11 protein-coding genes are annotated in these 14,451 nt (G+C 51.0%); 10 read left to right on the forward strand and 1 reads right to left on the reverse strand.

The features are described 5' to 3' along the window. Positions 1-20: 20 nt before the first annotated feature. A complete protein-coding gene (locus EYQ01_00500) occupies positions 21-986 on the reverse strand; it encodes a MoxR family ATPase (protein ID HIE64296.1) in 966 nt (321 codons plus the stop codon). Positions 987-1,454: 468 nt separating this feature from the next. Between EYQ01_00500 and EYQ01_00505 the strand changes: the two genes are divergently transcribed. The 10 genes from EYQ01_00505 to EYQ01_00550 all read left to right on the forward strand — a co-directional run bounded on the left by EYQ01_00505 (position 1,455) and on the right by EYQ01_00550 (position 14,448). Next, positions 1,455-2,786 (forward strand): sensor domain-containing diguanylate cyclase, encoded by a 1,332-nt coding sequence (locus EYQ01_00505; protein ID HIE64297.1) that lies wholly within the window; start codon positions 1,455-1,457, stop codon positions 2,784-2,786. A gap of 816 nt (positions 2,787-3,602) precedes the next feature. Then, positions 3,603-4,163 carry a GGDEF domain-containing protein gene (locus EYQ01_00510; GenBank protein ID HIE64298.1) on the forward strand — a complete coding sequence of 187 codons (561 nt, stop codon included), beginning with the start codon at positions 3,603-3,605 and terminating at the stop codon, positions 4,161-4,163. A gap of 477 nt (positions 4,164-4,640) precedes the next feature. Beyond that, positions 4,641-5,366, forward strand: coding sequence for a DUF3450 domain-containing protein (locus EYQ01_00515; GenBank protein ID HIE64299.1), 726 nt, complete (start codon positions 4,641-4,643; stop codon positions 5,364-5,366). Beyond that, a complete protein-coding gene (locus tag EYQ01_00520) occupies positions 5,363-6,724 on the forward strand; it encodes a MotA/TolQ/ExbB proton channel family protein (protein ID HIE64300.1) in 1,362 nt (453 codons plus the stop codon). Before EYQ01_00515 ends, EYQ01_00520 begins: the two co-directional genes overlap by 4 nt. Next, complete coding sequence (locus EYQ01_00525) at positions 6,708-7,232, forward strand: MotA/TolQ/ExbB proton channel family protein (protein HIE64301.1); 525 nt, start codon at positions 6,708-6,710, stop codon at positions 7,230-7,232. Before EYQ01_00520 ends, EYQ01_00525 begins: the two co-directional genes overlap by 17 nt. 23 nt (positions 7,233-7,255) lie before the next feature. Further along, on the forward strand, positions 7,256-7,666 hold the full coding sequence (locus EYQ01_00530) for a biopolymer transporter ExbD (protein ID HIE64302.1): 411 nt from the start codon (positions 7,256-7,258) through the stop codon (positions 7,664-7,666). Further along, positions 7,663-8,349 carry an energy transducer TonB gene (locus EYQ01_00535; protein HIE64303.1) on the forward strand — a complete coding sequence of 229 codons (687 nt, stop codon included), beginning with the start codon at positions 7,663-7,665 and terminating at the stop codon, positions 8,347-8,349. The genes EYQ01_00530 and EYQ01_00535 overlap by 4 nt, the downstream gene beginning before the upstream one ends. A 24-nt stretch (positions 8,350-8,373) precedes the next feature. Further along, a complete protein-coding gene (locus tag EYQ01_00540) occupies positions 8,374-9,591 on the forward strand; it encodes a tetratricopeptide repeat protein (GenBank protein ID HIE64304.1) in 1,218 nt (405 codons plus the stop codon). Between the two features lie 584 nt (positions 9,592-10,175). Next, positions 10,176-12,479, forward strand: a complete 2,304-nt coding sequence (locus tag EYQ01_00545; protein ID HIE64305.1) for a TonB-dependent receptor — start codon at positions 10,176-10,178, stop codon at positions 12,477-12,479. A 484-nt stretch (positions 12,480-12,963) separates the two neighbouring features. Then, the gene (locus EYQ01_00550) at positions 12,964-14,448 is read left to right on the forward strand and encodes an MFS transporter (GenBank protein ID HIE64306.1); all 1,485 of its coding nucleotides are present in this window, start codon (positions 12,964-12,966) and stop codon (positions 14,446-14,448) included. Positions 14,449-14,451 lie beyond the last annotated feature (3 nt).

Genomic DNA, 14,451 nt, shown 5'->3' on the forward strand with positions numbered 1-14,451 from the left:
TGTTATTTTGGGACAGACCCTTATGGGACCGCGATCCGTGAAAGAAGTTCCTCCACAAAACGATCGGGTGTGACTCCGTCTGCCTCAGCCTCATAACTCAACAAAACGCGGTGCCGCAGCACATCAAAGGCCATGGCCTGAACGTCTTCCGGCGTGACATAATCACGTTTTTCCAGCCAGGCGTGGGCACGGGCACAACGATCAAGCGCAATGGTGGCGCGAGGACTGGCCCCGTATTGGACCCACTTTGCCAATGATTCATCATAAATGGCGGGTTTGCGGGTTGCAATGACAATTTGGAGCAGATAGGCCTCGATATTCTTTGCCATATGGAGGTCCAGGATCTCATCACGCGCACCGAAGATTGCATCCTGAGATAAAGGAGAAAAAGCCCCCTCCGCTTCTGTTGATCGCCGTGCTTCGCTCCGGGCTAGATGAAGAATTGCCTGCTCCGCCTCTTCATCGGGGTAGTCGATCCGAACATGCATCAGGAAGCGGTCGAGTTGGGCCTCCGGCAGGGGATAGGTTCCTTCTTGCTCAATCGGATTCTGAGTCGCCATCACGAGGAAGAGGTCCGGCAAGGCATAGGTGACGGATCCCACCGTGATCTGACGTTCTGCCATTGCCTCCAGCAAGGCGGATTGTACCTTCGCCGGGGCGCGGTTGATCTCATCCGCAAGAATCAGATTGTGAAAGAGCGGCCCCCGCTGAAACTTAAAGGAGCCATCCTGAGGCCGAAAGATCTCTGTCCCGGTTAAATCTGCAGGCAAGAGATCCGGGGTGAACTGAATTCGGTGAAAATCGCCCTCGACTCCCTCACCTAGAACCTTAATTGCACGGGTCTTGGCCAGGCCGGGTGCCCCCTCTACGAGGAGGTGTCCATCGGCCAGGAGAGCAATGAGAAGCCGATTGACCAGGATGGGTTGTCCGATAATCTGCTTGCTGAGATGTTGATGCAGTTGATGAAGTGCTTCCTGATGAGACATGGTACCTCTATTATGACTCTCCTTTTAATTTCTACGTTAGACTTGTAATTTAATAGAATCAAGCATCATTTGGCAAGGCGAATATTTTTGGGGGCCATTAATGAACAGGATCGAATACCTCCGTTCGCCCTCATGTTTTCTTGCCTTGTCTTTCAGGCGAACTTATGCGGTTTATCCCAAGATCCAAATTTTAGATCTCGAAAAGAGGCTTTTCCTTGACAACAATCGCTTAGCTGGTAAGCCCTACTAGGGCCATATTTTATTTTCCCACTCATGTTAAGGATACTGCGATGCCCTGGTTCAAATCTCTAAGACTGTACAATGCCAATCGTCAAAAGCAGGAAAATAAACTGACGGGCCAGGATTTAAGCAAAATTGAGACCCACGAATGGCATCTCTGGATTTTGGCCTTTGCCCTCATCCTGGAAATTGGAAGTGTTTCTGCGGGAACCTATGTTCTCATTCTGAATGAAAGCGGCCCTGGATCCAAGCGGAACACGCACGGCGACCAGGGCCTTAATCGGAATGGTCATCCTCATCGTTCTCTTCTGCGCTTACGTCGTCCATACACGGATCACCTTTGGAAACATCAGGGCTGTCCTCCAGGAACAGGCCTTCCGTGATCCCCTCACGGACCTCTATAATCGCCAATATTTCAATCGTCGAATCGGAGAAGAAATTGCCCGCGCGAATCGAAACAAGTCGAACCTTGGTCTTCTCCTTTGCGATCTCGACCATTTTAAAAAGGTCAATGATTCCAAGGGCCATCAAGCCGGAGATGATATCCTGAGGGAGGTGGCCAGGGTGTTCAAGAATTCCACCCGGGGAACGGATTTGGTTTTTCGCTGGGGAGGGGATGAAATTGTGGTCATCCTGGCAAATGCAACTCGGGAGGGAATCCTGATCACCTCTGAGCGCATCCGGAAGGGAATACAAAACATAGGAAAAAAGATAGACTTGAATCTGGATATTAGCATCGGGGTGGCTATTCACCCTGAACATGTAACGAATGAAGATGAACTCATCTGCCTTGCGGATCGGGCCCTCTATATTGCCAAAAAGGGAGGGGATAAGATCCACATCGGGGAGGAAGAGTATGAACTTAATGAGGATGCAATTGATGTTGTTTTCCAACCCATTGTGAATACGAAAACAAACGAGATTCTGGGTCATGAAGCCCTGGGCCGTGACCCCAGGGGCAAGCAGAGCATACAAGAGATATTCAAAAAATATCATGCCATCGGAAAACTGAGAGAGTTGAAGTGTCTCTGCTTCTTGAAACAGCTCAAGCAGGCTGAAGAGGTTGGATTGAAAAAAGTGTTTGTCAATGTTGAGTTTGATATGCTCAGCCACCTTGAACCGACCCCAAAACCTCCGGGGATGGAAGTCATCCTGGAGATCTCGGAGAGCGAGGCCATTTATGATGTCGAATTCAGCCTCGAAATTGCACGAAAATGGCGTGCCTTGGGTTATAAGTTTGCCATTGATGACTTTGGGGCTGGTTTTATCTCCTTGCCTTTCATTGCTCAGTTTACGCCGGACTATATAAAAATAGATCGATCGACCATGCTGCAAAGCGTACACTCCGAAAAGTTTAGATCTTTTTTAAAAGATTTATTGGTCGCGATCCGAAACTACACACGGGAGGAGATTATTGCCGAAGGGGTTGAAACGGAGAAGGAGTTGAAAGCCGTGAAAGAGATGGACATCTCCATGGTTCAGGGCTTTCTTCTGGGTAAGCCCGTGAGTCTGGGAAAGATGGGCAACAAGGACAAGGTTTTGCAGATCTCAGGGAAGTAAGGGAAGCTCTGAATAAGTCATGAATTGTTTCTTCAGGGCAAAAATGTCCCGCTTCTGCGTTGCAGATCTTGAACACGCACAGCGAGCGCACTATGTTAGCGAGTGAATAAGGATAAAGAGTATTTCTTCATTTCGGGTCGAAGAATCCACCCTTCTGGGGTGTGGTTCTTCTAAATAGCGGGCTATGGCTTCGCGAGAACCATCCTCTGCGATTTGCGCCTTGAATAGAAACATTTTATCTCCTGAAAAACTCAACACAGACTTAATCAGAGCTTCCTAAGCAAGGATCATTAATGATTTTACAAAAAGTGAAAGTATGAAAAAAGAAGGGTCCGTAGAGGAATGCTACGCCTATGCTCGCCTTGCACTGCCTCTGATGTCTGAGAATGGTGTTCCCGTCACGCCTCGGAATTATGCGGTATGGTATGAATATGTTTCCGGCAATGGCGAGGTACGCGAAACCATTGACGCGATTCTCAAGAAGGGAGAAAAGTTTCCACAGGAAAGAAACGCAGTGCTTTATCAGCGTTTTTGCTCCGAAAAGGGCGAGACTGAACTCAGGAATTTTCAGGAAGATATACAGCAAGTCTTAGTCTCCGTTCTCTCAGAGGTCGCAACACTGTCCGGACAATCGGAAAAGTACGAGTCCTCCATTTCAAAGTCTGTCCAACAATTGTCGGATGGCGCATCCGTCGAAGAGATAAAGACTGTTGTCAGCAAAATCATCGTCGAATCAAAATCCATCGGGACCTATGGAAAAAAATTACAGACCAAGTTAAAGGAATCAAAGGAAGCACTAAAGACCCTTCAGGATGAATTAGACCATTCAAAGGCCGAGGCGGCTGTGGATTTTCTAACGGGATTGGCCAACCGAAAAGCCTTCGACGAAACACTGATGATTTGCACAAACGAGGCTGCAAAAATGAACATGATTTATGCTTATTACTCTTCGATATAGACCACTTTAAGAGATTTAACGATACCTATGGACACATTACCGGAGATGAAGTCCTGAGATTTGTTGGGAGAAAGATTAAAGAGAAAGTGAGGGGTACGGATTTCTTAGCACGCTATGGCGGAGAGGAGTTCACCGTGATACTTCCAAAAACCCCGCTCGCCGGAGCCAGGATTGTTGCGGAAAGTATCAGAGCTTTTTTTTCTGAAACAAAACTTAAATCAGTTGCAACATCAAAACCTCTTGGAACGTTAACGGTCTCAATCGGCGCAGCATGTTACCGGTCGGGCGAATCTATGGAGGACTTTATCCAACGGTCTGATAAAGCGCTCTACTTTGCAAAAAACGCGGGAAAAAATCGAGTGGCAACAGAGAACGACTTGGCTCGTCCGGAGCTTGCTGCCCAAAACATGCAGAATTGAGCGCACCCAAGAGCCTGTTTGAGAAATAAAGAATCTCCTTCCGTGATGGAAAGTAGGCTTATTTTCTCAGGAAATAAGCGCTGAATTGTGGAGCTATTTGCCTTAAGTCATCTCTTAACTTGTCTCTATTCTCGATTCAGCTCGCGATAATGCCATTTATTTGACCGGCATCTCTTATTCCCTCCGCGGAAAAATAAACCCAGACTTCATCAGATCTTTCCCTTCAAAAAAACTTAAAATAATGTTTGACGAGGGTATTTACAAGGAGCCTGAGAGAACTTGACAAATATACAATAAATGATGTAAGTTGACTTCCTATTTAATGAGACTGAATATCATACTCAATCATATGTGTAGCGTTTCCAGTTGGTCCAGGAAAGAGAAAATACCATGTCTTTTTATGTGAGAGATCGATTCCTGCGGTGCTTGGGTTTCCGCGTTTTTCTTGCCAGAGGGTTCATCTCCTTGAGCCTTTTTATGATTTTTATCTCGCCTGTCCATGCGAATCCTCTTGAGCGTTCAACCGAAATCCAGTCAGAGGTCAACAAGGCGGCCGCACAATCACAGGTGAAGGTTGACCGGCTTTCAGAGGAGACGGCGCGGCTCTTGAGTGAATATCGGGAAGTGCTGCGCCAGGGAGACAGTCTTCAGACCTATAATGACCAGCTTGAGCGCTTGCTCCAGTCTCAGGGAGCAGAAAAGGTTTCTTTGGAGGCGCAGCTTCGGGAGATTGAGGTGACACACCGCGAGATAGTCCCTCTGATCTTGAGGATGGTCGAAAGCCTGGATCAATTTGTCACCTTGGATCGTCCTTTTTTACAAGAGGAACGTCGCGCGCGCGTAGTGGAACTTCGCGAATTAATGGATCGGGCGGATGTGACAAATGCTGAGAAATACCGTCGCGTAATGGAAGCCTACCAGATCGAGACTGAATATGGGCGAACCATCGAAAGCTATGAGGGGACGCTCGGTGAAAATGGGAAAGGCCGAACGGTTCATTTTCTCCGCATGGGCCGGGTTTCACTGGTTTATCTGACGCTTGACGGTGAGGAAACCGGCTACTGGGACCAGGGACAGAGACGCTGGGTTGCACTTCCGGAGGGGGACCGTTCATCCGTGATGCGCGGCATCCGGATCGCGCGAAAAGAGATCCCTGCAGACCTCATCAGGCTTCCGATCGCCGCGCCGGGGGGTGCCGAATGAAAAGAAGTCTCGTGTTGCTGATATTAACCCTGCTCTTCTCTTCTGCCATCGGGCATGCCGCAGACCCGCCCGCATCCCTCGATGAATTGCTCGAGCGGGTTCGTAACGAGCGCGAGAACGCGATAAAAGCGAATGCCGGTCGGGAGGCACAATTCCTGACCGAAAGGAATGCGCAAGGCCGTCTCCTGGAGGAGGTCAAGGCAGGACTTGTCTTGGAAGAGGAGAGAAGTCAGAGGCTCAAAAAGCAGTTTGAGAAAAATGAAAAGATACTTGCATCGTTTGAAACCCGACTCGATAAAGAGACGGGTTTCCTGGGAGAGTTATTTGGCGTCGTTCGGCAACATGCGAGAGAGGCGGAGGGGCTTTTTGGTTCGTCCCTGGTCTCCACGCAACGGCCCGGCCGACGTGAATTTGTCGGGCTTCTGGCCAAGCGCAAAGCCCTTCCGACGATCAAGGAGATGGAACGGCTTTGGTTTCTCTTGCAGGATGAGATGACGGAGTCGGGCAAGGTGGTCCGGTTTTCGGCCTCAGTGGTTTCGCCTGAAGGCAAAGAAAGGGAGCGATGGGTGACACGGGTGGGTGTTTTTAACGTCGTCTCCGAAGGGAAGTTCCTGCATTACCTTCCTGAAACCAGAAAGCTGGTAGAACTGAACCGTCAACCGAGCAAGCGGTTCCAGGAGATGGCATGGGCGCTTGAGGAGGCCAGGGATGGGGTTGTCCCGATGGCGATCGACCCCTCCCGGGGAGCACTCCTTTCTCTCCTTGTTCAGTCGCCCGATACCCTGGAGCGTGTTCAACAGGGTGGGGTCATTGGTTATTTTATCATTGCCATCGGCGGGATTGCGTTCTTGTTGGTCTGTGAGCGCTTTGCCTACCTGACCGTCGTCGGAAAGAGGATTGTGAAGCAATTAACAGAGGATCTTCCGGGGCTGAACAATGCCTTGGGGAGGATCATGCGTGTTTATACGGAGGACCCGGACCAGGATGTCGAGACACTGGAGCATCGATTGGATGAGGCGACACTGAAGGAGATTCCAAATCTTGAACGGGGACTGACCACAATCGCTATCCTTGCGGCGGTCGCGCCTCTCCTGGGCTTGCTTGGCACCGTGACCGGCATGATTGAAACCTTCCAATCGATTACGCTGTTTGGTGCCGGGGATCCAAAGCTGATGTCGGGCGGAATTTCTCAGGCTCTTGTGACGACGGAATTGGGTTTGGTTGTCGCGATACCGATCGTTTTGCTGCACAGCCTTCTTCATGGAAAAAGCAACCGCCTGGTCCAGATCCTTGATGAGCAAAGCGCGGGGATGGTAGCAAGGCTTTCAGAGAGGCATCATAGTGACAGCCTTGCGTGAATCCCTGGGAAAGATCTGGTTCTTCCTTGAAATGGGCGGCCCTGTTCTTGTGGGTATGTTTGTATTGTCGATCCTGCTCTGGATATTAATTTTAGAACGGTATTGGTTCATCTGTGTCACACATCGCAAAGGTCTCGACGGGATCGTCTTCGGATGGCGCAAGCGAAAAGAAACGACATCCTGGACTGCAAATCGGATTCGGGAAGCCTTGATTTCCGAATCCGCCTCGACGCTTCAGCAATCGCTCTTCCTGATTAAGACCCTGTGCGCAGTGCTCCCTCTTCTTGGCTTGTTGGGGACGGTGACCGGAATGATCCAGACCTTTGATGTGATGACCCGCTTTGGGACAGGCAATCTTCGCGGGATGGCGGGGGGGATCTCTGAGGCCCTGGTTACAACAATGGCAGGGCTTGTGACTGCTCTTTCCGGACTTTTTTTCAGTGCGGATCTCAGGCGTCGGGCGGCATCTGAAACAGAGAGGGTAGCAGAACTGTTAACCCAACATTAAGAGAAAAGTAAAAGCGTAGCAGAATGCGAAGACGGCATACAAGAACTCAGGGCGCGGCGGCAGACATCAACCTGACCCCTTTGATCGACATGGTCTTCATCCTGTTGATCTTTTTCATTGTGACCACCTCGTTTGTGAAGGAGGCGGGGATAGAGGTCAGCCGGCCCTCGGCGCATTCCGCTGAGCGCAAGTCGGAGGGAAACATCATGATCGCGATCTCCGAGAACGGGGAGGTCTGGATGGACAAGCGGCGGATCGGGATCGAAACCGTCCGTGCGAATGTTGAACGCATGCGTGTGGAGCATCCCGAGGGGGCGGTGATTGTCCTCGCCGATGAGGGCTCTAAAACAGGGCTGCTGGTCCGCGTGATCGATCAGGCCCGACTGGCGGGTGTGTCCAATGTTTCCATTGCAACACAGGAGCGTCGGAGATGAGATTTATTCCTCTTGTTGTTGTCGCCCTTGTCACCAACTTTCTCCTGTTTCTTCTGATGCATAATATGGTTGCGGCGGATGGACAGCGGATTGTCCGGGATGAAAACTTTCGAGGGATAGATTTTATCCGTATGAAGCGCCAGGTGGAAAGTCCGAAGTCCAAGTCGCGGACCGTGCCCGAACGACCTTCTCTCGCCAAGGCGACTCCACCCCCTGAGCGGATGAAGAGAATGGTGCTCACGAAGCCGGAAGTGGAACAGATCCAGCCCCCATTGCGTCCGATCCGGTCGGCAATGCGTTTGAGGGGTGGACCTTATCTGGGTCAGTTTGTTCCAGATCCTCTCCCGGTCGTGGAAGGTCCTGGTGATGTCGGGCTATCCGTGGCCCCAAATATCGGTCTGGGTATCATAGAAACGGATGTCATCCCCATGGTGAGGGTTCCGCCACGCTACCCCCGGCGCGCGATCCGTTCAAAGATCGAAGGGGTGGTGACGGTGGAATTTACCATCACGAGCGAGGGTTCCGTCATTGATCCCACCGTCGTCCAGGCTGTCCCGCCCTCCGTATTTAACCGCGCCGCACTCCAAGCCATACGAAGGTGGAAATTCAGGCCAAAGTTTATTGAAGGAAAGCCGGTACAGCGTCGTGCCATGCAGAATATTCGATTCAGTCTACAGAAATAATCAAGACCCAAGGGGACAGGTTGCATGAAAAAAGTTATATTTCTCCTCATGGTCCTGGTACTTTTCGGATGTGGGATTGCAGCGCCCCTGGACGCCAATGCAGAGAAAAAGGCGGTTCTCAGTCAACGAACCTACGAGCGTCTTATTGAGGTTCACCGCCTCATTGAAGACAGGCAGGTTGCAGAAGCCCTTCAGGCGCTTGATACTCTATTGTCGAAGCTTGAAGGGAAACCCTATGAGGCCTCTGTCGTTCATCAGACCTATGGATATGCCTATATTGGTATGGATGATTTTTCCAAGGCCATCCCCTCTTTTGAGGCGGCTCTCGCCCTGGATGCCCTTCCTGAAGGTCCCGCGCTCCGTATCCTCTACGATCTTGCCCAGCTCTATATCTCAGTAGAACGCTATGAACCGGGAGCGGAGGCCATAGAACGCTGGTTGCTTGAGACGCCGAACCCGACGCCGGAGGCGCATGCCCTTGCGGCGGGCGCGTATATTCCCCTCAATCGTTTTACCCGTGCCATCCCTCACCTGAGGGAGGCGATCATCCTTTCTCCGACGCCAAAAGAGGCATGGTACCAGTCGCTCCTGAGCCTGCATTATGAGTTGATGGAGTATCGGGAGTCGGCCCGGCTTCTGGAGACGATCATCCTCAAGTTCCCGGACAAATCGGTCTACTGGAGCCAATTGTCCAACCTTTATCTGACGCTTAAGGAAGATGCAAAGGGCTTGGCCATCCTTGAATTGGCCTACATGAAAGGTTTTCTTGAAGAGAAAGACCTTGTCCTGCTTGCCAGTCTCTACCAGTATCAAGAGGTCCCCCATAAGGCCGGGATTTTGCTGGAAAAGGGGATCAAGGAAGGATCTATTCAGTCTACAAAGAAGAACTGGGAAAAACTGTCGAATGCCTGGTTCCAGGCCAAAGAACTGGATCGTGCCGTCAGGGCCTTACAGTGGGCTGCGAAGTTGTCCGGTGACGGGAAACTGGATGTTCGAAGGGGAACGCTCCTGGTCGAATTGGAGCGCTGGGAAGAAGCGGTTCAGGCGCTGGAGGCAGGACTTGAAAAAGGCAAGATGGATGATCCCGGCCGTGCCCATCTTCTCCTGGGTATCGCCAGCAACGCACTTGGAGATCCAAAAAGGGCCATCACCTCTTTTAAGAAGGCCAAGGCCTCACCCGATACCCATCGCTCCGCGACCCAATGGCTGGCCTTTCTGCAGACCGAGATCCCATCCAAGTGAACAACCCTCGACGATAAGGTGAAGGGTTCAAGGCCTCCATTAAAATCAATTGATGTCATGCCGGACTTAGAGCCGGAATGACAAGTCGCAAAACGACAACATAAAACTTCTCTTGTCCTGAAGGCGAGTCCTGCCCATTATTCCCAAAAGATGGTTTCCATTCCGATAGAATTCCTAAAAAGAACTAAAGAATATGTTGACAATATTGCATGGAGTTTAGTAATATACATGATATTGAAAATGAGTCTCATGGTTATTGCTTGTTTTGGTTAAGGTCAGTAACTTCCGGTTAGGGACTTGCAATGGTTCATGTATAAAAAGGAGCGGAGTGCCATTTTGAAGGCCTTCATGGAGGTTGAACGGCACATTACCGCCGAAGAGCTCTATCGATACATGAAAGACCAAGGTTCATCGATCGGCTGGAACTTTATGGAAGCTGTGGTTCTTGTTCCGGGAAAAATATCCGGCCGATGAAATAAAGATAGTTTACCAAAGCGGCCAGAGATTCCTTGCGAACCAGCGCCCAAAACAACAGTTTTCACACTGGAAACCACAACAATCAATCATATGGGAGGTTCTGGAAGATGCAAAAAAGATGGATACTGGCTGTGTTAATTATTTTGATGACATCCTTCGTACAACGGGGGGGGGTGAGGATGGCTTTTCCCGCCGAGGGGACGGACGATTTAGAGACAAAGATACTTGATAAGATATTGGTGATCGGCAATCCAAGCGAAGCCGAGGGAATGCCCGGTTCTGCCCATGTCGTTGTGAAAGAAGAAATCCGAAAACAAGCTTATGACGATATCAACCGCGTACTTCGCAAGGTCCCCGGGGTTTATGTGCGGGAAGAGGATGGTTTCGGGCTTTTTCCCAATATCAGTTTAAGAGGGGTCGATACGAGCCGCAGCGCCAAGGTCACGATTATGGAAGACGGTATTTTGATGGCCCCCGCGCCTTATTCTGCGCCATCGGCCTATTATTCGCCGACGGTGGGACGAATGAGCGGTTTAGAAGTTCTAAAGGGTTCGAGCCAAATCAAGTACGGCCCGCATATTACAGGTGGGGTGATCAACTACCTTTCCACGCCGATTCCCAACAAGAAAACGGTTTATCTCAAGTCAATGTACGGCAGTTTTAACGAGTTGCGCACCCACGCCTATGTCGGAAACACCATTGACACGAAGGTCGGGCGGTTCGGATTTCTGCTGGAAGGCTATACGCGAAAGAACGATGGGTTCAAGCGGATCGACAGGACTCCCGATTTTCGTGACAGCGACGATACCGGCTTTACAAAGACCGAACCCATGATCAAGGTATCCTGGGAACCGAAGACCGCGATCTATCAGCATTTGGAGTTGAAATATGGTCAGACCAAACTGGATGCGAATGAAACCTATCTTGGTTTGAGCGAAGCCGACTTCAACGCAAACCCCACTCGGCGTTACGCCGCTTCGCGCTTCGATAATATGGATGCCATGCAGAAGCGCACTTCCCTGCGTTATGCGGTTAGTCCGACGGATGATCTGGATATCATCACGACACTTTATTACAATACATTCGACCGCAATTGGTACAAACTGAATGATTTGAGGGCATTGCCCGTTTTGCCCGTTTCCGTGAATATGTCGCTTTCAGAGGCCCTGGCGGGCGGTGGCGGCGGTGAGGGGCTTGCCTGTCTCAAGGGTGCGGGGGTATGTACCTTGCGTGTCCGCGCGAACAATCGTTCGTATAAAGCAAAAGGCGCTGAGACCGTCACTTACTATCGTTTTGGATCAGAGGTGTGGCACGAAGTTTCCTTTGGCATCCGTTATCATATGGATGAAGTGCGGCGTTTTCAGTGGAACGACCTGTATGCGCAATCCGCTAACGGCACGATTTCCGGTCTCACGCCAGGCACGCCAGGTGACGCCGGAGACCGCCTTCAAGAAACGGACGCACTGGCCTTTTATCTTCAGGATACGATTGAGGCCGGCCCGTGGACCTTTATCCCGGGCATCCGCTACGAGCGTTTGGACCAAACTTCGGAAGATCCGAAAGGCACATTGCAAGGTGCGGGCGGGACGAAGGGAAGAGATGGCGAAAACAGCCTTGATATGGTGGGCGGAGGTCTGGGCGTCTCCTATCGTGTGAATGAGGCATGGACCACGTTCGGCGGCGTGCATCGCGGTTTTTCACCACCCAGTCCTAGAGGGACGCGAAGCGGTCTCGATGAAGAAACCAGCCTTGCTTTTGAAACAGGTGCGCGATACAGGAACCGCAGACAAGCGCTCGCCGTCGAAGCGGTGCTTTTTTATACCCAGTTTAAAGATCTGGTTGTCACGGATAATGTCGGCGGGACGGGCAGCGGCGACGATGAAAATTTTGGCGAAGTCGATAGCTACGGGCTTGAATTTTCGTCGCAGATTGACCCAGGGATCGCGAATCGGTGGAAAGTCCGCAATCCCTGGTACTTGACCTTGACCTATACAAATGCGGAACAGCAGAATGACGCGAGATCGACTGACGCCGAGTCGATCTTCAGCTTTGGGAAAAAAGGCAACAAGGTGACCTATGTACCGGAATGGGTGATCAGCGTCGGAACGGGTGTGGAAACAGAGCGATGGGGGGGCTTTATTTCGGGAACCTACGTGGATGAGACCTTCTCCAGCGCCGATAACAGCAGTCTCCAAGTCAACGGTGACGGCGATCCAGATGCCCGTTTTGGAAAAACGGACAGCTACTTTGTGGCTGATTTGACGGGCTTTTACCGCATCAGCGAAGAAGTGAAGCTCTTCGGCGGTGTACAAAACCTCTTCGACGAGGAATACATTGTGTCGCGTCAACCGCACGGACCGCGTCCCGGAATGCCGCTATTCGGCTATGTGGGGATTGAACTGTCGATGTAGCGTTTTCTTAAAGAAGATGCAAGAATATTTAGAACGTGTGTAAGGACCCAAATGTTTCTGTACCAGCTGTTGGAGCAGGGCGGCCCGGTGATGTATGTATTGCTGGCCGGGTCCACCCTGAAGGCCTATACCGTCGTGGATTGGGCGGACGCTGGGATTTCGAGGCCGATCATGCCTTGTACCTGAAGATCGACAACGCCCTGGATAAAAGCGATCTCCTGTCGCGGCGCCCCTTTGGCGACCGCCCGGGAAAGCCCAGAACCTTCGGCCTGGGCTATAAATATTCTTTCTAGTTGCCTGACAGAGAAATAGGGTCGTTTTTCGCTTTTTTCACCGCCTGGCCGGACCCGTACCGAAAGCTCTACAAAGAGATTCTTTGTTCGTTCAATGGCATATCTTGGGTCTCCTTGCCTCTCTTAATCAATAGGGTGTATAACCAGTCTTAATCCTTCCAGTCTATTTTACCGATTCAGAAGGTCTTATTTTGAAAAAAGGACAGAAACTTCTCAAGTCAAAAATGTTCTGGATCGGGATTCTTTATTTCGCAGAGGGATTTCCTCTCGGTGTTTTCTATGACCTGTTTCCGGTCCATTTCAGGCAGCAGGGGGTTGAACTCTGGAAGATCGGTTTCATGAGTCTACTGGGTCTGGCTTGGACCCTGAAGTTTCTCTGGGCACCTGCGATCGACCACTACCGTCATCACAGGCGGTGGATGTTTATCTCCGACATCCTGATGGGTGTTGTGATTCTCTTTTTTTCCTTGAAACTCGGTTTTGGTCCCTGGGCCTGGATTGCTGTGGGTTGTTTTACCCTACTGTCTGCAACCAATGATATTGCCATTGATGGATATACCATCGAACTTCTGGACAAAAAAGAGTTGGGCCTGGCCAATGGACTCCGGATCGGATTTTACCGTGTGGGCATGCTCGCCTCCGGTTTTGTTCTGATTCTCAGTGACTATGCCGGTTGGTCGGGGGCCTACATGGCCGCTGCGGGTATCTTGTGTCTGTCGGGGTTTTTCTGCCTGAATGCCCCCAAGGAGAAGGCCTATGCGCACAAGGAAGGTCCCTCCCTGCTCGGGGAGTTGAGGAGGCTCATTCACCGCCCTCGCACCTTTGGCATTGTGGTCCTGTTTTTTCTGGGAACATTGTGGCTGATCAATAACGCGACCCACTGGTCGGACACGACCCCTTCTTTCTGGCCGATTTCTCTGGGGGTTGCCGCACTCGTGATGGGGGCAAGCATCGGCCTTGGCTCAAAGGCGCTCTCCTCCGGCAATGGGAACAATTTGTCCAAAGTGGCGGAGGGACCGATGTTCGGAACCCTGATGGCGATGCTTCAACGGCCCTATATTATCCCGGTGATCGTCTTTATATTGACCTTCAAACTTGCAGACAGCTCCATGGGCTTCATGGTAAAACCGTTCTGGGTCGATGTCGGATTCAGTGCCACGGAGATCGGTCTTGTTTCAGTGAACATCGGCCTGATCCTCTCTATTGCCGGCGGCGTTGCGGGGGGGTGGATCACGGACCGAACCAGTATTTTTAAAGCCTTATGGACACTTGGATTATTTCAGGCGGTTTCCAACCTGGGATATGCAATGGCGGCATATGTGCTTCCCGTCGTTGAGGCCGGGACGATCATCTCCTTGGAGCACAAGGCCTTGATCTACTCTGCCAGCGCCGTCGAATCATTTACCGGGGGCCTGGGAACGGCTGCTTTTCTAGCCTTCTTGATGGCGATCGTGAATAAGAAGCATTCCGCGACAGAATACGCGCTGCTTTCCTCTGTGTTTGCCCTCAGCCGTTCATTGGCCGGATGGGCGGGCGGTTTCGGCGCCCAAAATATGGGCTATGCCCCGTACTTTTTGCTGACCTTTTTCCTGGCCTTTCCCGCCTATGGTTTTCTCCCTTATGTTAAAAAAATGCTCCACTATGCGGAATCTCAGGAGGAGTGGGATCAAGTGTAGATG

It is taken from the genome of Candidatus Manganitrophaceae bacterium, from assembly GCA_012960925.1.
Classification (GTDB): domain Bacteria; phylum Nitrospirota; class Nitrospiria; order SBBL01; family JAADHI01; genus DUAG01.